We start from the raw sequence: 25,868 nt of genomic DNA, 5'->3' as shown, positions 1-25,868 counted from the left end.
ATTCAGTTCCGCGTGATCTGTGTGGGTGCCTGGGCGCTGGCTTCGGCATGGAAGCCGCCACCCAGGGCTTGCGTGAGGGCCACTTCGGTCTGCAGGCGCTGGCGGGCAAGCTGCAGCTCGGTCTGGCGTGCACGCAGCACGGCAAGGCCGGCCTGCACCGTGGCGGCGCGGTCGGCCAGGCCTTGGCGCTGGCGGGCTGCGCTGCTGCGCTGCTGGGCCTGCGTCAACGCCGTGGCCTCGTGCTGCTGGCCGGCCTGGGCGGCCAGCCCTTGCAGCGCGCTGGCGGCCTGGGCCACGTCACGCACGGCGTCGAGCACGCGCTGGTCGTAATCGGCGACCAGTTCGTCGCGAGCGCTGCGGGCGCCGCCGAGCTGGCCCTTGAGCGTTCCCGTGCTGAACAGCGGCAACGCCAGCGACGGGCCGAGCAAGAAGGTGCGGCTGGCGGTCTTCAGCAGGCCGGGCAGCGTCAATGCGTCCAGCCCCAGCGAGGCACTCAGGTTGACGTCCGGATAGAAGGCCGCTTGAGCCGCTTCGACGCGGCTCATCGAGGCCTCGACGCGCCAGCGCGCGGCCTGCAGGTCCGGGCGGCGGGCCAGCAGCTCATAGCCGAGCCGCGGCGGCAGTGCGGCTTGGCCGGCCGGCAGCGCTCGCTCCTGCAGCGTGGCCACGGCTTCGCCGCCATGGCCCAGCAGCGCGCGCAACGCCTCGCGCTGGCCGACGGCGCTGGCTTGGGCCTCGGCGATGTGCGCGCGCAGCTCGGCCAGCCGCGCCGCTTCGACGCGTGGCTCGTCGGCTGCGGCCAGGCCGTGCGCGACGCGCCGGGCCTTGTCATCGACCAGTTGCTGCTGCGCCGACGCCTGCTCGCGAAAGTTGGCGGCGAGCGCCCACAGGGCCTGCAGCTCGAAGTAGCTGCGTGCCACCGAGCCGGCCAGCGCCTGGCGCACCTGGGCGGCCTCGGCCCGACGCGCGAACTCCTCGCCCGCCGCCGCGGCGACCTGGGCGCGGTTGCGTCCCCACAGGTCGAAGTCGTAGCGGGCCTGCAACCTGACGTTGAAGTCGTTGAACGTGCCGCCGCCTATGGGTTCCGGGAACAGGCCGTTGGACGAGTAGCGCTGGCGGTTGGCATCCGCCGTCACGCCGGCCTCGGCACCGGCGGCGGCGCGGCTGACGGCCAGGGCTGCCTGCGCCGCGCCGACGCGGGCAGCCGCGGCGGCCAGCGTCGGGCTGTCCTGCAATGCGCGGTCGACGAGTGCATCGAGCTGTGCATCGCCGTAGCGTGTCCACCAGCGCTCGCCGGGCCAGGCGTGGTCGCCAGCGAGACGGATGTCGTCGGGCAGCCGGGTATCGCCGACGGCAGGCAGCACGACCGCGTGCGGCTCGGGCGGAATGCTGACGCAGCCGCTCAGCGCCGCAGCCGACAACACGGCGCAAAGCGCGGCAGAAAGCGCGGTCACCAGCCGCGTCGGCGCGGGGGAATGGCGAAGGGGGGAATGACGGGGCAGCATGCTCACTCCATGGCTGCGTGGGCGGCAGACGGATCGGGTTGGGCCTTGGGAGGACGGATCAGCAGCAGCAGCGGGATGATGGCCAGCGTGACGAGAAACATCATCCAGAAGTCGTCGATGTAGGCCAGCATCGAGGCCTGCCGCGTGATCTCGGCGTTCAGCAACGTGGCTCCGGCAGCGCCGCCGGAGCCATAGACCGCGGTGACGGTCGGGTCCTGCAGCATCGGGTTGGCGATGTTGACGTGTTCGGTGATGGACGCATGCGCGACCTGCACGTTGCGCGTCAGGAACGCCTGTACCAGCGCGATGCCGACGCTGCTGCCGATATTGCGCACGAGGCTGTAGATCGCCGTGCCGTCGGCGCGCATCTGCGGTGCCAGCGTGGCGAACGTGGCCGTGCTCAACGGCACGAAGACGAGGCCCAGGCCCACGCCCTGGATGACGCCGGGCCAGACGATGTCGCTTTGCGACAGCACCAGCGTGTACCGGCTCATCTGCCACAGCGAGAGGGCCGTCAGTGCGAAACCCACCGTCAGCAGCAGGCGCACGTCCACCCTGCCGACGAGCTTGCCGACGATGAGCATCGCCACCATGGTTCCCAGCCCGCTGGGCGCCGTCACGAGGCCGGCCAGGGCCGCCGGATAGCCCATCAGGCCCTGCAGCATGGACGGCGTCAGCGCGCGCGTGGCGAACAGCACCATGCCCACGATGGTGACGAAGAGCAGCCCGGTGACGTAGTTGGGGTTCTTCAGCAGCCGGTAGTCGAAGAAGGACTGGCCGGGCGGGCGCAGTGCCGTGTGGGCCGCGAAATAGGCGAAGCTGATGGCCAGCAGGACGGCCTCGACCCAGGTTTCGGTGGAGGCGAACCAGTCGTTTTGCTCGCCACGGTCCAGCAGCATCTGCAGCGCACCGATGGCCAGGCTCAGCGTCGCGAAGCCGAACAGGTCAAAGCGCATGCTGCGCGCCGGCTTGGCGCCGTGGATGTACTTCCAGACCCCGTAGAAGGCCATCGCGCCGACCGGCACGTTGATGAAGAACACCCAGCGCCAGTTGTAGGCGTCGGTCAGCCAGCCGCCCAGCGTGGGGCCGAGGATGGGACCGATCATGACGCCCATGCCCCACACGGCCATGGCCTGGCCGTGCTTCTCGCGCGGATTGATGTCCAGCAGCACCGCCTGGGACAGCGGCACCAGCGCGGCGCCGAACACGCCCTGGATGAAGCGTGCCAGCACGATCTCGGTCAGGTTGCCGGCCATGCCACACAGCACGGAGGCGACGGTGAAGCCGCCGATGGAGGCCAGGAAGATGGTCTTCTGGCCGAAGCGGTCGCACAGCCAGCCGGTCAGCGGCATGGTGATGGCCGAGGCGACGATGAACGACGTCAGCACCCAGGTGATCTGGTCCTGCGAGGCCGACAGATTGCCCTGCATGTGCGGCAGCGCGACGTTGGCAATGGTGCCGTCCAGCGCCTGGATGACGGTGGCCAGCATGATGGACACCGTGATCATGACGCGGTTGCGTTCGGGCTCCGGCACGGCGGCGCCCTGCATGGCGGCCGTCGTCACAGGCTGGCCTCGACCTTGGCCTGCAGCTCTTCCAGCACCCCTGCCGCGGCGAGCAGGCGGTCCTTGTCGATGCCGGCAAGCATCTCCTTGCGGTAGGCATCGGCCACGGCCTTGACCTTGGCGTAGATCGCCTGGCCGGCCTCGGTCAGCACGACGTGCTTGATGCGCCGGTCGGTCTCGGAGGGCACACGCTCGACGAGGCCGGCCTTGACGAGGCGGTCGACGAGGCTGACGACGGTGGGGCCTTCGACGTTCAGCCGGTTGGCCAGCTCGATCTGGGACAGCGCATCCCTGGACTTGGCGATGTTGGCGATGGCCAGCCAGCCGGCCTGGCTGACGCCGAGATCCTTCAGCCGGCGATCCAGTGCCTGGCGCCAGATGCGCGTCGTGTTGTGCAACGCCATCGAGAAGCGCTCTTCCGTCGAAGCCATGATTTGCCCGCCATTCGTTATCTGGCTAATCGTTAGCCATCTATTAAATTCTAGCGAGCGCCGCACCCCGGCGCAAAACCCCGTCGTGGCCGGGGGCTTGATCTCAAGGTCGGGGGCTCAGATCGCGAAGGCGGCGTCCGCCGCCGTCAGGCGCGGCCACAGTGCCAGGCCGCCGCCCAGGCTCCAGGCCTGCTCGTGGCCCAGGCGGCGCAGCGCCTGGGCGGCCTGGGCGCTGCGGTTGCCGCTACGGCAGAAGAACACCACGGGCGTCGTGGCGGGCAGCGCCAGCCAGCGTCCCAGCGCGTCAGGCAGGCCGGACAGCGCCACCGCCTCGTGGCGCACGGAGCCGCCCGGCTCGGGCGCCTGGCCCAGGCGCTGCTCGTAGGGTTCGCGCACGTCGACGAGCAGCAGATCCGGGTGCTCGCCCAGCAGGCCGCGCAAGCCCGCCACGCTCAGCTCGCTGGACGCCAGCGGGCAGCCGCCGTCCACGCGGGCACCGCAGGCGACGGTCTGGTACTCGGTCAAGGCCAGTCCGCGCTCCAGGCTCGCCTTGGCGGCGGCGAAGCCGGCGTCGTCCAGTCGCCCTGCCAGCACGTCGGCCAGCAGCGGCTGGGCCGCGCACTCGACGGCCAGCGTGGTGGCGAAGCGGTCGTCGTAGTCGTGGCCGGGCAGCAGCAGCAGTCCCGGGCCGACGGCCTGCTCCAGACGGCGCAGCGATGCGCCGTAGGCCAGCGGCGCGCTCTGCGCAAAGTCACTGCGCCCCAGCGCGCCGGGCATCACCGCGTCGCCGACGAAGGCCAGGCGCCGGCCGCGCGCGTCACCCAGAAGATAGGCCGTCGAATCCTGCGTATGGCCGGGAACGGCCAGGCGCGTCAGCCGCAAGGCGCCCAGCTCGATGGCATCGGTTCCGCCCGGCCAGCCCAGCGGCTCCACGGCGCCCCGGGGCTGTCCGGCGGCCTGCACCAGCGCCGACGCCGACGAGACGTGGTCGCCATGGCTGTGCGTGTCCAGCACGGCGGCGAGTTCATAGTTCTGACAGCGCAACCACTGGGCCAGCCGATCGGTCAGCTCCGGCAGCGGGTCGATGACGACGGCGCGGCGGCTGGCGGCATCCGCCAGCAGATAGCAGCACGCTCCGTCCACGCTGAAGCGCGTGAGGCCGTCGGCCGGAAGCGCCTGGCCGGAGGCGCTGGGGTCGAGGCAGCTTTCGCGCAGCGACTCGCCACAGACGCGGATGCGCGCGCAGGCCTCGTCGATGAAGGCGCGGTCCGCCACCGGACCGAAGGACAGGCGCACGGCCGAGGCCGTCTGCCAGGCCGGCAGGCCCATGGCTTGCAGCACATAGCTGGGCTGGGCCTTGGAGGCGCTGCAGGCCGAGCCGCCGCTCACGCGCAGCTCGGCCGCGTCGAACAGGTCCAGCAGCAGCTTGGAGCTCACGCCCGGCACGGCGAAGTTCAGCGTCGTGGGCAGGCTCAGCTCGGGTGGCGCATTGAAGACCAGCGTCGGGAAGGCCTCCCTCAGCGCGGCAGCGAGGCGGTCCCGGTGCTCCGACAGCGTCGCATGGTCGTGGAACACGCCGCCCTCCTCCAGCGCAGCCAGCACGGCGCCGAGCGCGGCGATGCCGGACATGTTCTCGGTACCTGAGCGCAACGCCCCCTCCTGGCCGCCACCGGCCAGCAGCGGCGTGAACGGCGCGCCTTCGCGCACATAGAGCAGCCCGATGCCCTTGGGCGCATAGAGCTTGTGGCCGGAGAACGGCGCGTAGTCGATGCGCCGCTCGGCCAGCCGCAGCGGCAGCTTGCCCAGCGCCTGCACGCCATCCACCATCCACAGCGCCCGGCTGCCCTGCAGGGCAGCCGCGATGCCGTCCAGGTCGCTGATGACGCCGGTCTCGTTGTTCGCGGCCATCGTGCAGACGAGGCCCGCACGCGGCGCATGCTCGCGCAGCCAGGCCAGGTCGTGGCGGCCATCGCGTCCCACGGGGATGGCCAGCACCTGCAGCTCCAGCCCCAGCAGCGCGTTCCAGTGCCTGATCGCCTCGGGCACGGCCTTGTGCTCGGTTGCGCCGTAGAGCAGCAGCTCGGGGCGCGCCGGCGCGGCACGCAGGGCACTGAGCGCCGACAGCACGGCCGTCTGGATGCCTTCCGTCGCGCCACTGAGGAACAGCAGCTGGCCGCTGCTTGCGCCCAGGACGCGCCGGGCACGGGCGCGCACGCCGTCCATCAGCGCCCTCGCCTTCAGGCCGGTGCTGTGGATGCTGCTGGGATTGCCGAAGTCGTCGGCCATTGCGGCCATCGCGGCCTCGCGAGCCTGCGGCAGCACGGGCGTGGTGGCATTGGCGTCCAGATAGATTTCCATGGTGCAGTGCCGCGGCGGCAGGGGAAGCAGTGCGCCGAATTCTGGCAAGCAGCGCATGGAATTGATTTGCCAAGACCTGATCCACGCCGCCCAAAAAGAGCATTTCATACCATCCATAATTGGATTCATGAAATTGGATTCCATAGATATCAAGATCCTGGAAATCCTCCAGCAGGACGCGGAACTCCAGGTGGCCGAGGTGGCGCAGCGCGTCGGGCTGTCCACGACACCCTGCTGGCGGCGCATCCAGCGGCTCAAGGAGTCAGGCGTCATCACGCGGCAAGTGGCGCTGCTGGATGCGCACAAGGTCAACGTGGGCGTCACCGTCTTCGTCTCCGTGCGCACGAGCACTCATAGCCAGGAGTGGTTCGACACCTTCAAGGCGACGGTGCAGGCCATTCCCGAGGTCGTCGAGTTCTACCGCATGAGCGGCGACGTGGACTATCTGCTGCGCGTCGTGGTGCCCGACATCGCCGCCTACGACCGCGTCTACAAGCGCCTGATCGCCGGCACGCAGTTGCACGACGTCAGCTCCAGCTTCGCGATGGAAGAACTCAAGCTGACGACCGCATTGCCGCTGAGCTACGTGGCCTGAGACGCGGGCGGGCGGCTCGCTCGGGCCGCGGCCGGCCCCGCGAAACAGCAGCTCGTCCGGTCCCGGCGTCAATTCGTCGCGCGGGGCTCGCGCGACCTGGCGCATCCGGCGACATTGCCACCATCACCACCGCATCCGTCAAACGGAGTCCAACGGAGCCCGCATGAACGCCGTCGTCCAGACCTTCGCCATCGCCCTGGCCTCAGTGGCCGCGGCCGCCGCCATCGGCATCGGCCTGGCCGACAGCACGGCGCAGCCCATGACCCGGAGTGCCCCGCTGCAGCAGCATGCCTTCGCACCAGTAGCACCAATAGCGTCGACAGCGCAGGCGGCCAAGCCGCAGCGGATGGAGGACGAGCTGCATCGGGATGAACGGCCCGAAGTGACGACAGTGGCGCAGAACCGCCCTGCCCGGACGCTCTGAGCCGCGCCAAGGAGACGCCCGCGTGAGCAAGCCGGCAACCTGGATCGCCGCCAACACCACTGCAAGCACCACGGCCCGCATCGCGGCCGGCATCGCGTTGCTTGCGTTCATGCTGGCCGCCCCGGCGCAGGCCCAGGTCAACCTCAAAGGGCTGGACCGCGACATGACCGGCCCGCGGGCTCAGGTACTGGTGCTGGGCACCGTGCACCTGAGCGAGCTGCCGGAGGGTTTCAACCCCGCCGCGCTCGACGGCGTGCTGGACCGGCTCGCGGCATTCAAGCCGGACATCATCACGATCGAGGCGATGTCGGGCGAGGAATGCGACCTCGCCGCACGCCACCCGACGAAGTACGGGCTGGACTTCTGCCCGTCCATCGAGATCGCCAGACAGGCCACCGGACTGGACGTGCCGTCGGCCATGGCCGAGGTCGCAGCGCGGCTCAAGGCCTGGCCGGCGCAACCGACACCTGCGCAGCGCCGCGAACTGGCCGCGCTGCTGCTGGCGGCGAACGACCGTGCTTCGGCCTATGCACAGTGGCTGCAGCTCCCCGAGACGCAACGCAGGCCAGGCGACGGACTCGATGCGGCGCTGGTCGGCCTGCTGGGCCAGATCGCGACGCGCCGCAACGAGAACTACCTGCTGGCTTCACGGCTGGCGGCGCGCCTGGGCCTGCCGCGGGTCCATGCTGCGGACGACCACACCGGCGACAACATCAAGGTTGCCGACGAGGAAGCGTTCGGCAAGGCGGTCAGCGCAGCGTGGGCGACCGGCAGGGCCGAACTGGACGCGCGCGAGAAGACGGTGCGGACCCTCTCGGCCGCATCCGACCTGCTGCCGCTGTACCGCTACGTGAACGAGACCGGCTATCTGCAGGTGCTGGCCGACGTCAACGTCAGCGCTGCGATGCGCGCGCCCTCCCCGCAAGGCTATCCGCGGATCTGGGTGGCCGGCTGGGAGACACGCAACCTGCGCATGGTCGCCAACATCCGTGAGGCGTTTCGGGAAAGACCCGCCGCCCGCGTGCTGTCCATCGTGGGTGCCTCGCACAAGCCGTGGTTCGACGCCTGGCTTGGACAGATGCAGGGCGTTGCCATCGTGGACGCAGCCCAGATCCTGAAGTGATCGGGCAAGCGCCGGCTGCGTTCGGGTCGACGACCGTTGGACTGCCGCGAGGCAAGAGGATCTGGATGCCCTTGCTTCATGACGGCGAGCGATCATGGGCATTGGCCCACATGTTGCGGGGTCCCAGTAGGCCACCAGCCGGTGGCGCCTGGACTCGTGACGATGCTCGACTCAGTGCAGGTTCAGGGCGCAGCAGTGCTTGTACTTGCGACCGCTCCCGCACGGACAGGGTTCGTTTCGCCCCACCTTTGGCCCATGCCGGCGTATCGGCGCCTGAAGCATGACACCCTCGCGCCGAGCTGCCTCGTAGTAGCCGTAGCAGCGGGTCGCGCCGGCGATCATCATCTTGATGACTTCCTCGCGCTTGCCCGCGTCGATGCTCAGCGGTCGCATCTCGGGGTCCGGGTCGTGCTCATGAACGAGCATCATCATCGGCACTAGCGCTCCGCCTTCGTCCTCGCTGTTGAGCAGGTCGATCCAGCTCCCGGGATGCGCCTGCACGCCGCGCATGAAGCCCTTTGCCCAGTTGTTGCCCTGCGTCACGCCGGTATCGTCTTCCAGGAGGATCGGCAGGTAGACATGCGGCTCGGCCAGCGTGCGCCGCAGCTCTGCGGCGATCCAGTTCCAGTGACGCATCATCAGGCCAAGGCAGTCGCTGGCTTGCTCGTTACCCTCGAAGACGAAGTCTTCGCCCAGCACCTGTTGCAGCGCCTGGCTTGGCGAGACGAACACCGGCCCGCAGATCAGCGCCGTGAAGTAGCCGTCCATCGCTTCCAGGTTCATGGCCGCGTTTCCAGCTTCGAGGATGTCGTGCAGGCGGTCGAGTTCGGAATCGGACAGAGCGCCAGAAGCGGGAGTGGTCATGGGCGAAATGCGGAAGATCGAAAGCGTGGCATTGTCGACGCAACCCGCACCTCAGATGTCCAGCACGTGCCGCAGCAACCCGAAGCCCGCACGCCACTTCCCACCGTCACGCGGGCGTCAGCCGGAATGGATGCAGCGCGGGTTGCACCGCCGGTGCGCCAACCGGTCAGCCGCCGCAGGATCCACGCCGCCTCATTCTGGCTACCGACCCAGTGCCTTGTTCAGCACTGCCGCCAGCCGTATGGATGCCTCGGCCAGCCGCTGGACCACTACCGGCGCCATCTGCTGAACGTAGGCATCACCAAGGCCACGCCGCCTCGGGTAGAAACCCGGGGCGCTGACGACCCGGCAGGACTCCTCCGCCCATCGCCCGGGATTGGAAAGGGACGGGGCGTTCGCTCTGCCGGCGACCGTGCGTACGTTCATTTGCAGTGCATCGACACCACCGGGCCATGCGTGCAGCATTCGTGAGTCCCACACCGAATGCAGGTTGCTGCCCCTTCCCAGAAACTGCACCTGGAACTTGTTGCCGCCTTTGTCGGTGGCAAGACCGGCATGCAAGGGTTGATGGACGTCGCCGACGAAATGAACCACGTACTTGAGCGCACGCAGTCGCGCGGCGTCGCTCGCGCTGGATGCCAGGATGGCGGTCTGGCGCTCAATCGCGCCAACGATGCAGGCGCCGCCCGTGCAGTCTCTCCTGGCTTCGTAGACGCATCCGGATTCCTGTGGAAAGTTGACGTAGTGCCACCTGGCGGTCGCTGGTGACCTGGCCTCGTCCGCCCACGTGGAAATCGTCGCCAACGTCGCTCCGGGCTCGAGGGCAAGCAGTTCAGCGACCGCTGAACGAGCAGTCGGCGTCAATAGCCGCTGCGCCTCTTTCGCAATGAGCTGGTGGCCATCAGCCCCCCAGGCACGGGCACTGGACGGAATTGCAAGCAGCCAACCTGCCAAAAGGGCCAAGCCCGCGGTAGTTCCGCGGCGAATCCAAGTCGACCTCATTTCTTCCCTGCAATTCACATCTTTGTCTCAAACTCAACGGAGATCGACCGTCAATTTCCGAAGCGCTGAACTTTCATTGACTTTGGAACCTCGGTGTTATGGTTCGAATCGGCGCGCCCAAGGCGTCGTCAGTTGTCACAACAGGAGCCCATCTAATGGCGAAGTCCCTCTCCAGCATCTTGTCCCAGATCGAACGCTTGCAAAAAGAAGCCTCGGCCATTCAGTCCGAAGTCATTGGTCGAATCCAGAAAGAGATCTCCAAATACGGACTGACTGCGGAACAGCTGTTTGGCAGCGCTTCACCGCGCCGCGTGGCGAAGGTCTCCAAGGCCAAGGGTTCCACGGCCAGGGCTGCGAAGTACGCCGATGAAACCGGCAATGTCTGGGGTGGCATGGGCAAGCGGCCCGAATGGCTGCGTCAGGCACTGGCTGCGGGCAAGGCGATCGAAGAGTTCCTGGTGGCCAAGCCGGCCGCGTCGGCGGCGAAGAAGCGCGTCACTCGCAAGAAGGCCAAGACCGCCGAAGCCAGCGTGACTGCGAAACCCAAGACTGCCGCGAAGAAGCGCGCCGTGGCCAAGAAGGCCCCTGCACGCAAGGCCCGAGCCAAGAAGGCCACGACGGCCGCCGAAGCCACCTGAGCGCGCATGGCTCGAACCGAGCCTGAAAAAAGGCCCGGCGGCGCAACGCCGCCGGGCACAACGCCGCTGTGTGCACCTCACACTTTGGCAACTGCATGGACTTACAACGGCAAACACTTGGCGACGCACGGCGTCGTGCGTCGCGGAGTCAATGAACGGCCGACTCCGTCGATTCGGCCGATGCTGTAGCAGGTTCGTCGTCGTCGGCCGGTGACGACCACGCCGCCTGAACGGCTGCGTCGAAGGCGGCGATCCGTGCCCGGTTGAACAAGGGGTCGGCCTGGATGCGCTGGCGAGCACTTCGGATCGCCATCCGGAACTGCGGCGTGCGTGTTTCAAACACGCTCAGATAGGACCAGTGGCGCTCGGGAAAACAGCGCCACCACGCCACGATGCTCTCGGGATCTGCAAGGTTCAGGTACATGTCGAACTCCCACGGTGCCGATGCCTCGATCGGATTGGGGTGCATGATACTGTACAAAACAACAGTGTCCGATGAGATTGCTGCACAGGGGCGAGATCGGCGCAAAAAAACCCGCCAGCGGCGGGCTTGTGACTGACGGGGCGCTGCGCTCAGGCGATCCAGGCACTCACCTGGGCCTGAGCAAGCACCACGTCACGCGGCACGGCGAGGCGCTGTTCGACAACCACGCGCGGCAGCTTGGCCACCACGGCCGGCTCGGCGCGCTTTCCGACGACGACCACGCGCTCCAGCTTCACGATCTCGGCTGCCGGCGCCGCGGCGCGATTCGCCAGGCCCACACCGATGGCAGCAGCGGCGGCGACGGAAGCGATGGCGACGACGAAGGTTTGTGCAGTGGTGTTCATGGCGGGCTCCGGGGGTTGGCTGTGTCAGTGATTGCAGTTTCGTCGTCGGCACTGAGCACTGCGAGCGCCAGGCGATGGTTTGCAGGCGGAAGGTGACGAGCTGCAGATACCGCTGACGGATGGCAGCGGCCGAAACACACAAGCTTCGGCAAACAAGCACGCTGCCACACGCTGGCGAGCGCGTCGCCAACCCTGGCAGACCAGGCTGCGTGCGCGCGCGCTTCGGCCCAAGCTCTGCAAGTGGCCAAGAACCGCGCGCTGGCTGGCGTCGTGTCGGACATGCTCCGAATGCTGTGGTCGCCCGAGCAGATCGCAGGGTGGCTCTAGCATATTTATCCGAACGACCAGTGCCTTCACGTGTCGCACGAGACGATCTACCGGAGCTTGTTCATTCAAGCGCGTGGCGCCTTGAAGAAGGAATTGCCGGAGCATCTACGGTGCACGCGCGGCATGCGTCGATCCCGCTCGTACACGCAGAAGACTGCGATCCATGGCCAGATCGTCGACGCGGTCTCGATCAGCGAGCGGCCCGCGTCGGCCGAAGACCGCGCAGTGCCAGGGCATTGAGAAAGTGACCTGGTGTTCGGTAGCGGCAACAGCCAGATCGCGACGCTGGTCGAGCGACAGACGAGATACGTGATGCGCGGCTATACGACCAGTTCATATCGGGCCGCGACCTGCCCCAATTGACGTCAAGCCAATCCAGCCAATGTCCTGTCAGGCCAAGAGCTTCAAGCCAATTCCGGCAACGGCACTGACCATGCCGGCCCCAATGCAACTCAGCCAGAGCGTTGGCCGAGGCGGGCCTGAGCGCATCGAGTGAATTCCGCAAGCAAACAGCACAACGAGCGAAAGCAAAGCCAGGAACACGACGGCTAGCAATCCAGTGCCGAGAAGCGGTGGTGATGCGGCACTGATGTTCGTCTTGATCATCCCACCCACCACGAACAACAGCGGCATGGTGAAAAGACCGCCCACCAGCGAAACGACGCCTGAGATGAAACGGATAAGAGTCTCGAAGATTGAACTGCCGGAAGTCTGCCGCTCGTCAATGGCCGCTCGTGGCCGGCTACGCGAGTTCACTTGGCTCCCCAGAAGCTGACCATCGCGGCGGGCGCATTCTTCGCTGTCCTCAACTCGATGGGAGACCATCATGGGTACCGCAAGCAATGCCGTTCATCGCGAGCCGTGGAACAAGGGCAAGCTCGTCGGGCAGAAGGCGCCGTTCAAGCACAAGGACATCTGGGCCTTGCGCGTGCGGCTGCAGATGGAAGGGCGGGTTCGTGAACTTGCTCTCTTCAACCTCGGCATCGACAGCAAGCTGCGCGGATGCGATCTGGTGGGCCTCAAGGTCCGCGATGTTTGCCATGGTGACCAGGTGGCGGCACGCGCCATCGTCGTACAGCACAAGACGCAACGCCCGGTTCAGTTTGAGATCACGCCGGCCGCCCGGGAGGCCGTTCAGGCGTGGATCAAGCTTGCAGGGCTGAAGCCGGAGGACTTCCTGTTTCCCAGCCGGCTCCACGACTCACCTCATCTTGGCACTCGCCAGTACGCCAGGATTCTTGGGCACTGGGTCGACGAGTTGGGGCTGGACCGCGCCGACTACGGGACACACTCGATGCGACGGACGAAGGCGACGCTGATCTACCGGCGCACCAAGAACCTGCGCGCCGTGCAACTGCTCCTCGGGCAATCCAAGCTCGAGTCGACGGTGAGGTACGTTGGCATCGAGGTCGACGACGCGCTCGAGATCTCCGAGCAAACGGAGATCTGAGTCCGTAGCAACGGCCGCGTCGTCCGGTGGTGGCGGCGCGGTCGTCCTTGTGATGTCCGCTACGAGGTGCGGCGCTGAACTGCCAGTCCCAGCCAGGAGCACCCGCTCGACCGAGGCCGCTTCGGGGAAGCGCGCTTCGCGCGCGCCAGGGGTTTGAACGAGTCCGATAGGGCTTTACCGTACGAACGCTAGGCGAAGAGCTTTCGGTCAAGAATCTTGCGCGGGTCCGTGTAGTCCGCGTCCCACCAGGGCCGGCCGCCAGGCTGTGGAGGTCTCTTCAGCTGGATGGGCTTGTTCGACGCACTGGCCTTGCTCTGCAGGACGCGAAAGTAGTAGTGGTCAAAGATGCTCAGCGCTTGGATCATGTAGGACCGCGCGATCCGCTGATCTTTGATGAGCAGAAGATTTTCACCATTCTTGTTGTCTGCAGGCTCGGAGAAGTTGTAGGAGCCCATGTAGACGCGCGCGGTGGGTTTGTCGAAATCGAGCACGACGAACTTGTGGTGCATGCGCGTGCCGCCATTGTTGGAGGTCAGGGCCGTCGGCTCGCTCTTGAACGGTTCCGGGAGGTTGGCACTGAGATTGGCGGCGAAGACCGGTGCCACCTTGCCATCGGGAAGATGAACGTCGAGGCCACCGGTTCGTTTGTCAGACATGCCGTAGACGAAGACGCCCTCTTTCTTCGTGATGGCCTTGACGGCATCCGTCACGGCACCGCCGGTTTGACTCAGGAAGGCCAGGGAGTAGAAGACGGACGACTTGGCACTGCGGATGTCATTGGCGATGTCGTCCAGCACACCCTGGCCTTCGGTGTGCGGTGAAAACGTGACCTGCGCATCGATGCCAGCCAGGCCGAGGCTGTGCCACCCGGTTGAGGCGGTGGGGCCGAAGCCCTTGACAAAGTCGTTCCGCCAGTAGTTCTCGAAGGCATCGAGAAAGGGCTGGATGGCTTTGGCGCCTCGAACAACAATGGCGTTGTTAGATTGGACGAATTGGCCGCGCCATGTGTAGTTCGTCGAACCGCAAATCGCCGCTTTCACCTTGCTGCCGTTAATGACGATCGTCTTGTTGTGCTGCAGGTTGCTCATGTGCTGCCGCTTGACGTTGGCGGCATCGGCGGTGATGGCGAGTCGATCCGCCGCGATCGATTCGGCGTCGTCGGGCTCTTTGTGATCCTTGCTGTCGTCGATGATGATCCGCAACCGCTTCTTGAGCTTCTCGAATCGGGACACGATGGACGGATCGTTCAGGTCGTAGCAAACCACGCAAACCTTCGCCGTGGTGTCCTTGATGGCTGCATCGAGCAACTCGAGAATGGCGCTGCGGGCCTCGAAGCCCATCCATGCCAGGGCCTCTTCGGCCTTCGGATGGGAAGGAACGAAATCAAGGCCGGCCTTTGCGTCGTCGGGGATCAGCGTTTGCACGCCATCGGTGGCTGTGACGTAGCGATCGATGAACGCCTGCGACGATACGAATCCTCGGGTGTAGGCCACGTTGAGCTTGCCCGGGTAGGTCTCGCGTGCAAGGACGATGTCGGCCTGTTGGAACTCCCCGTAGCTGAGCTCGCCTGAGGCGCTCATGAACACGGGTGACACGCGGTAGGTGAATGCGCCTTCCAGGTCGGCATTGACCGGAAAATGAACCCAGCGGAACTTCTGGATCGGCGAGATCCGGGAGGACATGCGCTTCGTGTTCACGCTGCCATCGGGATCGGGAAAGTTGATTCGATTCTTGACCGCCCAAAACCTGTCTCCGCCCGGTTCCCTGTATTCGAGGGCGAAACCCACGAAATCTCGGGGAGGTGTCGCCGCCTTCCAGTTCATGGCCAGAAGCGTCATTCCATCACCTCGGTGAAGCTTCAAGGTGAACGGCGCGTTGGCGTTCGTCGCGGCGATCTCGAAGGCAGTCGACATGCTGGGCTCCTTTCAGAAATCTAGGCATCGGTTGCGCGCACATAGCCCCGGCCCACGGCGCCGGACAAGCGCGGTCACGCCGAGGCGCTGACCGCGGCTGCGACCTGACTACCGATTCACCTTCAATTCCTCCGCTGACGCCGTGCGCGTAGCGTCAGGCGCTCTGGCTTGTTGCCGCTCTTGAAGTTCTTAGGGGCTGCTAACGCTCAGAGCTTCAATGTTGCCGGCCTGGGCCGACGAGCCGCCATCCTGCAAAACCCTGCGTCAGAAACGACCGTCGCCAGAAATAGCCAAATACGACTACCCGATGTTGGCCGGGCGACCGCCGATGGGTCGTCCCCGGCCATGAGCGGGCGCTGACGACAGGCGGCTTCGTGGCGTTTCAATCGGAGTAGATTGAACAGACCGGCAGATTTGACCAGGATTGAGCAGACTAGGGCCTGTTAACACTAATTGCACCAAAGCAATTGGGCTGCGACAGTGAGTGCATGGAGATCACAGCAGCCCAATTCGCGCAGATCGAGCACTGCTTGCCGCTGCAACGCGGCAACGTCAGCCTGTCGAATCTGCAGGTGTTGAATGCCATCCTTTACGTTGCTGAGCACGGCTGCAAATGGCGCGGCTTGCCCAAGCGCTTCGGCAACTGGCATACGATCTACACGCGCATGAGCCGCTGGGCAAAGTCGGGCGTTTTGGACCGGACCTTCGAGCAATTGCAGCAGGCGCAGATCGTGCAGATCAAGATTGAAGCGGTGTCGCTGGACAGCACCAGCGTCAAGGTGCACCCCGATGGCACCGGCGCGCCAAAAAAAACGGTCCGCAAGCTATCGGCAAATCCCGTGGTGGGTGGAACACCAAAATCCATCTCGTCGCGGCGGACGCGCGCACGGCCATAACCTTCTCGCTGTCACCAGGGCAGGCGCACGATGCTCCCGAGGGGCGAGCTCTGCTGAAGCGGCTCGGTGCGCCCAATCGGCCTTTGCATCTGTTGATGGATCGCGCCTACGAGGGCAACGAAACTCGGCAGCTCGCACTCGACCTGGGGTTCATCCCTGTCGTGCCGCCCCTGAGCACGCGCATCGAGCCCTGGGAGTACGACCGCGAGATGTACAAGCGCCGCAATGAAGTCGAGCGCCTGTTCCGCCGCCTCAAGGGCTATCGCCGAATCTTCTCCCGCTTCGAGAAGCTCGACATCATGTTCACCGCCTTCATCAGCTTCGCTCTGATCGCTGACGGATTGCGTTTGTGTTAACAGGCCCTAGCCCCGTCTGCGCCCTCTCGTGCACTCGTCGCCAAATGGGTCACTAGAAGGCATCTAGTCATCCGAAAATGCCAAGCAAGACGTGCTCACGACGGCGCAAGCCGCGAGCCCCCGGATGCAAAGCGGCCACCTTTCTCACGAAGTCGCCGCCTCAGCGGCCTGCCCTTCCTGCGCGTAGGCTAGCCACTGGGAGAGGTAAGGTGACAGCGAACGGTCAGCCAGCAGCAGGATGCGGTCCTCATCAGGCCTCCAAAGCATTACCGGTACGTCGACGAGGCGACAGCGGCTGGCGCGGCCAAGCCTGGGCATCGCATCCTGCCCGACCAGACGCACCAGCCGAGCATCCAGCCCCTGGCGCTGCAACTCCAGCACCGTCATGCCGTGAGACAGGTCGACGCTGAAGGCATCCCCGGCGGACGCCAGTGCTTGCGCCAAAGCCCCGAGCGCCGCCTCATCATCGGAGGCAAGCAGCACCTCCTCCGGTTGCCTGCGCGCGACCAGCATCGTGCCGACCACCTGAAGCTCGTTAGTACGCTCGGGCCAGGGAAGGCCAAGATCATGAAAAGCGGCCCGAGTGTTGACTGAGTCTTCCAAATGCCGCACGCACAGAATCCGCATGGCCTTCAGCCGCCGCACGCCGTCCGGCCAGCCAAACAAGTCCTGGGCGAAGGCATCCTCATGCAAGGTCAGCGGTGTCATTGCTTCAGCCATGCAGCCGTTCTCCTGCGGCATCGAAGAACGGCGTCGTCACGACCTCCGCCTCGATCGCCTGGTTCATGTGGAAGACCCGCACGCGCTCGCCGAGCCGCTGCGCGCCGCGCGTCAGCATGGCCAACGCCACCGGCTGGCCCAGCGCCGGGCTGAAACCGCTGCTGGTGACGAAGCCGTCGATGGCGGCGGGCGGGCGCTGCGTGCAGATATGCGTGCCGACCGGCAGCGGCGTGCGCCTATCCAGCGGCAGCAGGCCGACCAGCTGCTTGCGATCGGCGTCGCGCCCCGCCTCGCTCAGCAGCGAACGGCGGCCGACGAAGTTGGCGGCCTTCTTGTCCAGGCCGCGCAGCATGCCCAGGTCCTGCGGCAAGGTCGTGCCATCGGTGTCGGAGCCGATATGCAGATAGCCCTTCTCCAGCCGCATCAGCATCAGCGCCTCGATGCCGTAGAGGCCCAGGTCTAACCCCGCCGCCTGTCCGACCGCCCACATCCGCTCGAACAGCGCCTGCGTCTGCAGCGCCGGCAGGTTGATCTCGTAGCCGAGCTCGCCGCTGAAGCTGGCGCGCAGCACCCGCATCGTCGTGCCGGCGTATTCGGTCACGCGCAAGCTCATGTGCATCATCGCCGCCGGTGCCAGCGCCGCGTCGAAGCCGGCGGCGGCCAGCAGAGTCCAGGCCTGCGGCCCGGCCAAGGTGACATTGCCCCACTGGCTGGTCACCGGCTGCACCAGCACGCGCAGGTCCACATACTCGCACTGCAGCCATTCCTCGAAGGCCAGCGCAGTTCTCTCGACGCCACCGCTGCTCGTGTTGACCCAGAAATGCTGCGGTCCCAGGCGCGCGACGATGCCGTCGTCGACGACGACGCCGTTCTCGCCCAGCAACAGGCCGTAGCGCGCGGCGCCAACGGCCAGCGTGCTCATCGTGCCGACGTACATCAGGTCCAGGAATGCAGCAGCGTCCGGCCCGAAGACCTCAATCTTGCCCAGCGACGAGGCCTCGAACAGCGCGACGCCGCGGCGCGTCTGCGCGGCCTCGCGCCGCGCTGCAGCCTCCAGCGTCTCGCCCGGCTGCAGGTAGGCGGCCGGGCGCAGCCAGCCGCCGAAGTCCTCGAAGGCCGCGCCGCGCGCCGCGTGGAAGGCATGCGCCGGCAGGCGCCGCAGCGGCCGGTAGCGCTCGCCGGAACGGCCGGCGGCGATGGCGCCCAGCGTGACCGGCTTGAAGGGAGGGCGGAACTTGGTCGTGCCCACCTCGGCCGGCGCCCGGCCGGTCAGGCCGCCGATCATCACCAGCGCGTTGACATTGCTGTTCTTGCCCTGGTCGGTGGCCATGCCAGTGGTCGTGTAGCGCTTCAGGTGCTCGACCGAACGGTAGTTCTCCTGCGCGGCCTGGGCAATGTCGCCGGCGCAGACATCGTTCTGCAGATCGACGAAGACCTTGCCCTTCGGTCGCGCGGAGGCCGGTGTCGCGTTGTCGGCCGGCACCTGCCCGAGGCCGCCGACCGGCGCCGGGGCCGCCTCGCCACGGCCGATGCGCCGCGCATGCTCGCGCGCCGCATCCGTGTCGAACACGCCAGCGCAGGCTCCCACCACGTCCACGCCCGGCGCCAGTCTTGCGGGCACGAACATCGAGCTCTCGTCGTCCCAGCGCAGGCCGCCGCCGGCCTGCGAATGCAGGCTGACATTGGGCGTCAGGCCGCCGGTGTGCAGCAGCGCGTCGCAGGCCAGCTCGCGCAGGCCGGAGCCGTCCGGCCGCGCGACGCGCACCGCGCTGACGCCGCTGCGGCCGCTGACGCCGACGATGCAATCGCCCGCGCGCCGGTCCAACACCGCCTCGACGGCCAGGCCTCGCCCACGCAGGCGCTCGGCCAGTTGCAGGCCGGCGTCGCAGGCGGTGGCCAGCACGATGCGCCGGCCCACGGCCACGCCGTAGTACTGGGCGTAGCGCTCGGCCGCATGGGCGAACATCAGGCCGGGGCGGTCGTTGTCGGGGAACAGCATCGGCCGGTCGAAGGCGCCAGTGGCGAGGATGATGCGCTCGGCGCGTATCTTCAGCGTGCGTTCGCGCACCACGCCCTCGCCGGGCGAAATCGCCACGGCGAGTCCGTGATCGTAGAGGCCGAACACCGTCGTCGACAGCCGGATCTCCACGCCAGCCCGGCGCACCCGCTCCAGCAGCGGCGCCAGTTCCGGCGAGGCCAGGGTCGCCGCCCAGCCGCCGGCCCAGGCATCGGACTCCATGATCAGCACGTGTCGCCCCGCTTCGGCCGCCGTGGCCGCCGCCTCCAGCCCGGCCAAGCCGGCGCCGACGACCAGCAGCTCGGTCCGCAGCGAGATCTCTTCATAACGATCGGGATCGGCGCCATCGGCCGCATGGCCCAGGCCCGCCGCGCGGCGGATCGCCGGCTCGAACAGATGCCAGCTCGGCCACATGAAGGTCTTGTAGTAGAAGCCCGCCGTCAAGGCCTTGCCGAGCAGCGAGTTCAGCGCGGCCAGGTCCCAGCGCAGGCTGGGCCAGGCGTTGCCACTGCGGGCCATCAGGCCGTCGACCAGGGCCGTGTCGGTGGCGCGGGAGTTGGGCGTGCGCCGCGCGCCCTCGCCCACGTCCAGCAGCCCGGTCGGCTCCTCGGCCCCGCAACTGGCGATGCCGCGCGGCCGGTGGTATTTGAAGCTGCGGCCGATGAAGCGCTCGCCGGCGGCCAGCAAGGCCGAGGCCAGCGTGTCGCCGGCGTAGCCGCTGAAGCGGCGGCCGTTGAGCGTGAAGCTCAGCTCGCGCGAGCGGTCCAGCGCCGTGCCGGCCGGCGCGTCCAGACGATAGCCGGCCATCAGTCCTGGGCCTCCGGCCGTGGCGCCGTCATTGCGTAGACGGCCTTGATCTCATGCGTCAGCGTGTGGCGCAGCAGATTGAACCAGCGGCCGCAGCCGAAGGTATGGCGCCAGCGCTCGGCGTGATCGCCGCGCGGGTTGTCGCGGACGTAGAGATAGGCGGCCCAGCCCTCGTCGGAGCAGTCCAGCGGCGGGCGCTGGATATGACTCTGGCCGCCGCAGTGGAACTCGTGCTCGGGCCGGGGGCCGCAGAGCGGGCAGTCGATTTGCATCATGGGATCAGTGGGCGATGCCCGAGGCCGCGGCTTCGTCGATGAGCCGGCCGGCGGCGAAGCGCTGCAGTTGGAAGGGCTCGGCCAGCTCGTGGCTACGCCCGGTGGCCAGCTGGTGGGCCAGGGTCCAGCCGCCGACCGGGATGGCCTTGAAGCCGCCGGTGCCCCAGCCGCAGTTGATGAACAGGCCCGGCACCGGCGTGGCACCGAGGATGGGGCTGGAGTCCGGTGCGATGTCCACGATGCCGGCCCATTGGCGCAGCAGCCGCAGGCGCGAGAACGAGGGAAACATCTCCAGCGTGGCGGCCAGCACCTGCTGGCTCACCGCATAGCTGCCTCGCTGGGCGTAGGACGGGAAGGCGTCGAGTGCGCCGCCGATCACCACCTCGCCCTTGTCGCTCTGGCTCCAGTAGGCGCCGACCGCCGGCGACAGCAGCACCGTGTCCAGCACCGGCTTGACCGGCTCGCTGACCATGGCCTGCAGCGCATGGCTGGCGATCGGTAGCTTCAGGCCGGCCATGCCGGCCAGCACACCGGAATGGCCGGCCACGGCCAGCGCCACCTGGCCCGCGCGGATGTCGCCGCGCGCGGTGCGCACGCCGCTTATGCGGCCGCGCTGCCCTTGCAGAAAGCCGGTGACCGGACAGTTCTGGATGATGTCCACGCCCAGCGCCGAGGCGGCCCGCGCATAGCCCCAGGCCACCGCGTCGTGGCGGGCCGGCCCGCCACGACGCTGGATGATGGCGCCGAGCAGGGGGAAGCGCGCGTCGTGGCCGAAGTTCAGGCGCGGCGCCAGCCGGCGCAGCTCGTCGACGCCGATCTGCTCGGCGTCCACGCCGTTGCAGCGCATCGCATTGGCCCAGCGGCTCTGGATCTCGAGATCGTGGCGGCTGTGCGCCAGGGTCATCACGCCGCGCTGGCTGAACATGATGTTGAAGTTCAGCTCGCGTGACAGGCCTTCGTAGAGCTTCAGCGAAAAATCGTAGAGCCGCGCGCTCTCGGGATAGAGATAGTTGGAGCGGATGATGGTGGTGTTGCGGCCGGTGTTGCCGCCACCGATCCAACCGGCCTCGACGACGGCGACATTGCGAACCCCGTGGTTCTTCGCCAGGTAGTAGGCGGTGGCGAGGCCGTGGCCGCCGCCGCCTATGATGACGACGTCATAGGCGGGCTTGGGCTCAACATCGGTCCAGGCCGGCGCCCAGGGCTTGCCGCTGAAGGCTCGCGCGAGCAGCTGCCAGGCGGAATAGTGATTGCGCATGGTCAGGCACGATAGGCATTCGAAGCGCGTCTGCCTTTGGTACTCGGCATTGATTCTTAGGCCGGCTACAAACCGAAGCGGCGCAGCAAGGCCGCCGGGTCCACCGCGCGGCCGCGGAAGCGCTGCCAGGCTTCGTCCGGCTCGAGGGTCCAGGCGGCGCCCAGCAGGGCCTCGTCCCAGCGGCGGCCGGTCTCGCGGTCATTGAATCCGCCCGGACTTTCCAGAAAGGCCTCGGCCGCGTCGGCGGCCATCACGTCGGCCCACAGATAGCCGTAGACACCGGCCGCGTAACCACCGGGGAAGCTGTGGAAGTTGTTGGTGACCCGCATGATGGTGTCCCAGGCCGGCGGCATGTCCAGCTCGCGCAGAACTTGCGCTTCCAGCGCGGCGACGTCCAACTGGCGGCCCGGCTCGCCGTCGGCCAGCAGGTGCATGCGCAGGTCCATGATGGCCGGGGCCAGATAGTCCAGGTTCAGGCTGAACACGCGGTCGTAGCGCAGCGAGCGCTGGAGCTGGTCGATCAGCGCCTCGGGCACCGGCGCGCCGGTCTCGGCGTGGCGGGCGAAGCAGGCCAAGGTGCCACGGTCCAGCAGCCAACGCTCGTTCAGCAGGGCCGGCACCTCGACGAAATCCCAGGGTACGCCGACGCTGCCCAGCGAGGGATAAGGCGCCCGCGACAGCAGCATGTGCAGCGAATGGCCGAACTCGTGGAAGAACACGTTCGCGTACTCGAAGGGCAGCAGGATCTCGCCGTTCGGGCCCGGCACGGCCTCGAAGGAGGAATGCACAGCCGAGATCGGCAGCACGCGCTGGCCCTGCTCGTCCAGCTCCGCCGTGCGGTACTCGGCCTGGTAGGAGCCGTGCATCTTTCCGGGGCGGTTGAACAGGTCGAAGTACAGCACGCCCTGCGGCTCGCCGTCCTCGCGCCGGACCTCGTAGACGCGCACGCTGGGATGCAGGCGCGGTGCGTCGGGCAGTGCGGCGAATTGCAGACCGTAGGTTCGACTAGCGCTGTCGAACATCGCGGCGAGCACATTGTCCAGAGACAGGTGTTGACGCAGCGCCTCGCCATCGAAGCCGAGGTCGCGGCGACGCAGGCGCTCGGCATAGAACTGGCGGTCCCAGGGCTGCAGCGCCTCGTACAACCCCTCGTCGCGGGCAATGGCCGTGTACTGCTCGATCTGCTTCAGCGCCACCGCGTGGACGACGCGCCAGCTGCGCATCAGCAGATCCATCACCGTCTCGGGGCGGCGGGCCATGCGCTCGGCGATGGCCAGGTGGGCGAAGCTCGAGTGGCCCAGTAGTCTGGCCTTCTCGCCGCGCAGCCGCAGGATCTCTGCGGCGACCGGCTTGTTGTCGGTCGGGCCGGCATGGTCGCCGCGCCCGTTCCACATGCGCCAGACGCGCTCGCGCAGCCCGCGGTCGCGGCCATGGGTCAGCAGCGGCCACACCACGGCGCGGGCGTTCTGTATCACCCAGGCTTCGGGGCGGCCCTTCTGCGCGGCCAGCGCCTTGGCGGCCGCCACCAGCGGCGCGGGCAGGCCCTCGAGCTCGCTCTCGCTTTCGATCCAGACATGCTGGGAGCCGGCGTCGGCGATCAGGTTCTGGTTGTATTGCGCGGCCAGCGTGTCGATGCGGGCATTCAGCTCGGCGAGCCGCCGCTGCTCGGCGGCCGGCAGTCCGACGCCGGCGCGCAGGAAGCGGCCGTGCGTCACCTCGGTGAGGCGCCGCGCGACAGGATTCAGCCCGTCGCGCTGCTGGTGGACGGCGGCAATGCGGGCGAACAGGCGCTGGTCGAACAGGATCTCGTTGTCGAGCCCGGCCAGCAGCGGCGTGACGCGCTGGGTGACGGCCGGCATCTCACCGACCGAGTTGGCGGCGCCCATCAGCCGGAACAGCGCGTTCACGCGCCGCAGTGCGGCGCCGCTGCGCTCCAGAGCCTCGACCGTGTTGGCGAAGCTCGCGGCGTCGGGGTTCGTGGCGATCGCCAGCACCTCGGCGCGCTTGGCCGCGATGGCCTCGCGCATCGCGTCCTCCAGCGCGGCCGGCGTGGCCTGTTGGAAGGGCGGCAGGCCGCCGAGTGAGCCGGTCCAGGCTTGCAGCAGCGCATTCGTCATCATCAAGACTCCTTGGCCGGACCTTCGATCGCCTCGTGCATCACGCCGATGACGAAGTCCGGAATCAGAAAAACGAAGTTGTGGCCCGATCCCGCTGGCGCAATGATGCGCCGCGAGCGCTCGGACGTCGCCAGATAGCGCTCGCGGCTGCGGGCGATGACGCGCATCACGCGCTGGTTCAGGCGCGCATTGGCCGTCTTCGCCTCGGGCAATGTAGCCACATCGAGATCGTCCTTGGGCGCGACCAGCCAGACGCTCGTGCCGTCCAGATCGCCGTCGTAGACCCCGGTGCTCCAGGCCGCACTGGCAGCGCCGCAGGGCGTCAGCTCGGCGTAGATCGAGGCCTGGGCAAAGTCGGCGGCGGCGCGCTCGTCGACGGCTCTTGCGGCGATGATGTCCGGCCCCAGCTCGCGGTCGACCGCGTCGAGCACCGCCGCGTAGGCCGGGTTCTGCCGCTGGGTCGCCGCCTGGCGCTTCATTAGATCGAAGCCGAACAGGCGAGCGATGCCGGCCTTCCACGGCGCCATGCGGAACTCGCGCAGCGCCTGCAGCGGCGGGCCGTAGATGACGGTGTCCAGCGGTGTCGGGTCCAGCAGCACCAGGCGGTGGACCAGATCGGGCCGGCGGCGCGCGATGTTCGCCGCCAGCAGGCCGCCGAAGGAATGGCCGGCAATGACGAAGGGGCCGCGCTCTTCCGCCAACTCCAGCACGCGTATCACCTCCTCGGCTTCGCGGGCGGTCGTGCGCGGGAAGGGGCCGGCGTCGCTCCAGCCGGTGCCCGGCCGGTCGATCAGGATGGAGCGGGTGTGCTCGCGGAAGGCCCGGTGCAGATGGTGGATCGCATGGCCAGCCGCATGGCCGCCGGCGAACCAGAGCACCGGCAGCTTGCCGCCGCGCGCCTCGCCCTCGGCCAGCACATGGATGCGGTAGCTGCCCAGATCGACGAGTCGCCCCGGCGCGGGAAAGCGGCGGCGCACCGCGGCGCGCATTGCCAGATAGCGCAGCGACAGCAGGGCCAGCACGATGCCGACCGCCGCGGCCAGGCCTGCATGCAGCGGCGCGAGCAGCATGGCGGCCAGCAGCGCCAGCAGCAGGCCGGCCGCATCGCGGCTCAGCGTGGCGAGCAGCAGATTCATTTCGCTGCAGCCGGCTTCATGGCCGCCGCCGGCGCATCGGCGGCGGCATCGTCCTCGCTGACGGCCGGCAGCCGCCAGGCCGCGATCGTCGCCAGCACAAAGGCCACGCCGGCCATCATCAGCGCCATGTCGTAGCTGTGCGTGGCGTCATAGACCAGGCCCGAGATCCAGGGCGAGACGCCGCCGCCCAGCGAGGTCGCCATCATCTGCGTGGCGCTGGCGCGGCCATAAGCCTCGGCCGGGAAGTAGCGGCGCGCAAGGAACGCGCCCAGCGCGTGGTCGCCGCTGCTGAACAGGCCGAACATCAGCGCGGCAACGGCGGCCGCGCCGATGCCGTGGCCGAAGTACAGCAGCGCCACCGCGCCCAGCGGCGCCAGCACGAAGCCGCGGGCCAGCCAGGTGGCCGGGAAGCGGTCGATCAGCCAGCCGGCCAGCAGATTGCCGGCGAAGCCGCCGACGCCGATCACGCTGAGCATGGACGCGGCCTCGGCCAGCGAGAGCCCGCGGCCTTGCAGCAGCGCCGCGAAGTGCATCATGATGGCACCGATCGCGAAGCCGAAGAACAGATTCCACCAGGCCAGCGCCCACCAGGTGCGGTCCTTCAGAAAGCCCAGCATCGACGGCCCCGCGGACTGCTTCGACACGACCGCGGCGCGCCGCTCGCCGGGCGTGCGCTCATGGATCAGCAGCAGGGCCGCGGCGCCGCCCAATACCAGGCTCATCAGGCCCATCGCGAAGAAGGCCTGGCGCCAACCCTGGTGGGCCAGCACCCAGCCGACCCAGGGCGGATGGATGACCGCGCCGATCGCGGTGACCGCGAACAGGATGCCCAGGCCCTTGCCCAGCGAGGCGTCGAACCATTGCTGGACGATCTTGGCCAGGGTCAGCAGCGAGGCGCCGGTGGCGGTGAACATCAGCGCCACGCAGAGCAGGTAGTAGACGGTGACGTTGCCGTCCATCAGCCCGAAGGCGGCGAAGTTGACAGATTGCAGCAGCACGCCCCACAGCACCAGTGGGCGCAACGGCAAGTTGTCGATCACCCAGCCGACCAGGGGCATGCTCAGCGGGCCGATGAAGGTCACCAAGGTCATCGAGAAGGCGATCTGCGCACGGCTCCAGCCCAGGTGCTGCTCCATCGGCATCAGGAACAGTCCGAAGGTGGAGCCGTACAGCGCCGTCACGCCGAACAACGCGACTAGGCAGCAGCCCAGCAGCACCCGCCAGCTGGCTCGGGAATCGATGGTGGGCTGGGTCGTGCTCATG

At 67.7% G+C, this 25,868-nt stretch carries 23 protein-coding genes and 1 pseudogene; 7 read left to right on the top strand and 17 right to left on the bottom strand.

The genetic code is table 11. The annotated features are described in order from the left end of the window. Positions 1-2 precede the first annotated feature (2 nt). The 4 genes from QM732_RS07965 to QM732_RS07950 form a co-directional block, all read right to left on the bottom strand. Positions 3-1,505 carry an efflux transporter outer membrane subunit gene (locus tag QM732_RS07965; RefSeq protein WP_415655633.1) on the bottom strand — a complete coding sequence of 501 codons (1,503 nt, stop codon included), beginning with the start codon at positions 1,503-1,505 and terminating at the stop codon, positions 3-5. A 2-nt stretch (positions 1,506-1,507) separates the two neighbouring features. After that, on the bottom strand, positions 1,508-3,055 hold the full coding sequence (locus QM732_RS07960; protein WP_415659351.1) for a DHA2 family efflux MFS transporter permease subunit: 1,548 nt from the start codon (positions 3,053-3,055) through the stop codon (positions 1,508-1,510). An 11-nt stretch (positions 3,056-3,066) separates the two neighbouring features. After that, complete coding sequence (locus QM732_RS07955) at positions 3,067-3,501, bottom strand: MarR family winged helix-turn-helix transcriptional regulator (RefSeq protein WP_415655632.1); 435 nt, start codon at positions 3,499-3,501, stop codon at positions 3,067-3,069. A 117-nt stretch (positions 3,502-3,618) separates the two neighbouring features. Continuing rightward, positions 3,619-5,859: an aminotransferase class V-fold PLP-dependent enzyme gene (locus tag QM732_RS07950; protein WP_415655631.1), complete on the bottom strand. Its 2,241-nt coding sequence runs from the start codon at positions 5,857-5,859 to the stop codon at positions 3,619-3,621. Between the two features lie 127 nt (positions 5,860-5,986). Between QM732_RS07950 and QM732_RS07945 the strand changes: the two genes are divergently transcribed. The 3 genes from QM732_RS07945 to QM732_RS07935 all read left to right on the top strand — a co-directional run bounded on the left by QM732_RS07945 (position 5,987) and on the right by QM732_RS07935 (position 8,001). Beyond that, positions 5,987-6,454 carry an Lrp/AsnC family transcriptional regulator gene (locus tag QM732_RS07945; RefSeq protein WP_415655630.1) on the top strand — a complete coding sequence of 156 codons (468 nt, stop codon included), beginning with the start codon at positions 5,987-5,989 and terminating at the stop codon, positions 6,452-6,454. 163 nt (positions 6,455-6,617) lie between these two features. After that, positions 6,618-6,878, top strand: a complete 261-nt coding sequence (locus QM732_RS07940) for a hypothetical protein (RefSeq protein ID WP_415655629.1) — start codon at positions 6,618-6,620, stop codon at positions 6,876-6,878. 22 nt (positions 6,879-6,900) lie between these two features. Beyond that, complete coding sequence (locus QM732_RS07935) at positions 6,901-8,001, top strand: DUF5694 domain-containing protein (RefSeq protein WP_415655628.1); 1,101 nt, start codon at positions 6,901-6,903, stop codon at positions 7,999-8,001. A 171-nt stretch (positions 8,002-8,172) separates the two neighbouring features. Here the strand turns inward: QM732_RS07935 and QM732_RS07930 are convergent, their stop codons facing one another. Beyond that, positions 8,173-8,865: a UPF0149 family protein gene (locus QM732_RS07930; protein ID WP_415655627.1), complete on the bottom strand. Its 693-nt coding sequence runs from the start codon at positions 8,863-8,865 to the stop codon at positions 8,173-8,175. Positions 8,866-9,066: 201 nt separating this feature from the next. Continuing rightward, positions 9,067-9,867, bottom strand: a complete 801-nt coding sequence (locus QM732_RS07925; RefSeq protein WP_415655626.1) for a S1/P1 nuclease — start codon at positions 9,865-9,867, stop codon at positions 9,067-9,069. Between the two features lie 98 nt (positions 9,868-9,965). Here QM732_RS07925 and QM732_RS07920 point away from each other — a divergent pair, with 98 nt between their 5' ends. Continuing rightward, entirely contained in the window at positions 9,966-10,505 is a 540-nt protein-coding gene (locus QM732_RS07920; protein ID WP_415655625.1) for an H-NS family nucleoid-associated regulatory protein, read from the top strand. Positions 10,506-10,653: 148 nt separating this feature from the next. Here QM732_RS07920 and QM732_RS07915 read toward each other — a convergent pair whose 3' ends face one another. Both QM732_RS07915 and QM732_RS07910 read right to left on the bottom strand, forming a co-directional pair. Continuing rightward, positions 10,654-10,929 (bottom strand): hypothetical protein, encoded by a 276-nt coding sequence (locus QM732_RS07915; protein ID WP_415655624.1) that lies wholly within the window; start codon positions 10,927-10,929, stop codon positions 10,654-10,656. 149 nt (positions 10,930-11,078) lie between these two features. Beyond that, positions 11,079-11,333, bottom strand: a complete 255-nt coding sequence (locus QM732_RS07910) for a hypothetical protein (protein WP_415655623.1) — start codon at positions 11,331-11,333, stop codon at positions 11,079-11,081. Positions 11,334-11,547: 214 nt separating this feature from the next. Between QM732_RS07910 and QM732_RS07905 the strand changes: the two are divergent. Beyond that, positions 11,548-11,975: pseudogene (locus QM732_RS07905) on the top strand (IS30 family transposase); the annotation flags it as partial. A 75-nt stretch (positions 11,976-12,050) separates the two neighbouring features. Here the strand turns inward: QM732_RS07905 and QM732_RS07900 are convergent. Next, positions 12,051-12,488: a hypothetical protein gene (locus QM732_RS07900; RefSeq protein ID WP_415655622.1), complete on the bottom strand. Its 438-nt coding sequence runs from the start codon at positions 12,486-12,488 to the stop codon at positions 12,051-12,053. On the opposite strand from QM732_RS07900, the gene QM732_RS07895 reads away from it, so the two are divergent. Continuing rightward, positions 12,487-13,110: a tyrosine-type recombinase/integrase gene (locus QM732_RS07895; protein WP_415655621.1), complete on the top strand. Its 624-nt coding sequence runs from the start codon at positions 12,487-12,489 to the stop codon at positions 13,108-13,110. The two genes, QM732_RS07900 and QM732_RS07895, sit on opposite strands and share 2 nt — an antisense overlap. Before the next feature lie 188 nt (positions 13,111-13,298). On the opposite strand, the gene QM732_RS07890 is transcribed toward QM732_RS07895, so the two are convergent. Then, on the bottom strand, positions 13,299-15,023 hold the full coding sequence (locus tag QM732_RS07890) for a phospholipase D-like domain-containing protein (RefSeq protein WP_415655620.1): 1,725 nt from the start codon (positions 15,021-15,023) through the stop codon (positions 13,299-13,301). A gap of 488 nt (positions 15,024-15,511) precedes the next feature. Here QM732_RS07890 and QM732_RS07885 point away from each other — a divergent pair. Further along, positions 15,512-16,275, top strand: a protein-coding gene (locus tag QM732_RS07885) for an IS5 family transposase (protein WP_415654614.1) whose coding sequence is annotated in 2 segments (ribosomal slippage) — positions 15,512-15,827 and positions 15,827-16,275 — 765 coding nt in all. Because the reading frame shifts where the segments join, the coding sequence is not laid out codon by codon here. 144 nt (positions 16,276-16,419) lie between these two features. Here the strand turns inward: QM732_RS07885 and QM732_RS07880 are convergent. From QM732_RS07880 to QM732_RS07850, 7 genes are all read right to left on the bottom strand, one after another. After that, entirely contained in the window at positions 16,420-16,995 is a 576-nt protein-coding gene (locus tag QM732_RS07880; protein ID WP_415655619.1) for a hypothetical protein, read from the bottom strand. Next, positions 16,988-19,819: a 2Fe-2S iron-sulfur cluster-binding protein gene (locus QM732_RS07875; protein ID WP_415655618.1), complete on the bottom strand. Its 2,832-nt coding sequence runs from the start codon at positions 19,817-19,819 to the stop codon at positions 16,988-16,990. The genes QM732_RS07880 and QM732_RS07875 overlap by 8 nt, the downstream gene beginning before the upstream one ends. Beyond that, complete coding sequence (locus QM732_RS07870; RefSeq protein WP_415655617.1) at positions 19,819-20,094, bottom strand: sarcosine oxidase subunit delta; 276 nt, start codon at positions 20,092-20,094, stop codon at positions 19,819-19,821. Before QM732_RS07870 ends, QM732_RS07875 begins: the two co-directional genes overlap by 1 nt. A 4-nt stretch (positions 20,095-20,098) precedes the next feature. Continuing rightward, on the bottom strand, positions 20,099-21,352 hold the full coding sequence (locus QM732_RS07865; RefSeq protein ID WP_415655616.1) for a sarcosine oxidase subunit beta family protein: 1,254 nt from the start codon (positions 21,350-21,352) through the stop codon (positions 20,099-20,101). A gap of 65 nt (positions 21,353-21,417) precedes the next feature. After that, positions 21,418-23,472 (bottom strand): M3 family metallopeptidase, encoded by a 2,055-nt coding sequence (locus tag QM732_RS07860; RefSeq protein ID WP_415655615.1) that lies wholly within the window; start codon positions 23,470-23,472, stop codon positions 21,418-21,420. Continuing rightward, the gene (locus QM732_RS07855; RefSeq protein ID WP_415655614.1) at positions 23,472-24,605 is read right to left on the bottom strand and encodes an alpha/beta fold hydrolase; all 1,134 of its coding nucleotides are present in this window, start codon (positions 24,603-24,605) and stop codon (positions 23,472-23,474) included. Before QM732_RS07855 ends, QM732_RS07860 begins: the two co-directional genes overlap by 1 nt. After that, on the bottom strand, positions 24,602-25,867 hold the full coding sequence (locus QM732_RS07850) for an MFS transporter (RefSeq protein ID WP_415655613.1): 1,266 nt from the start codon (positions 25,865-25,867) through the stop codon (positions 24,602-24,604). Before QM732_RS07850 ends, QM732_RS07855 begins: the two co-directional genes overlap by 4 nt. Position 25,868: the final 1 nt, after the last annotated feature.

It is taken from the genome of Roseateles sp., assembly GCF_047654805.1.
Taxonomy (GTDB): domain Bacteria; phylum Pseudomonadota; class Gammaproteobacteria; order Burkholderiales; family Burkholderiaceae_C; genus Pelomonas.
The sequence above is the reverse complement of the archived record's forward strand: the minus strand, read 5'-3'. Positions and strand labels throughout refer to the sequence as shown.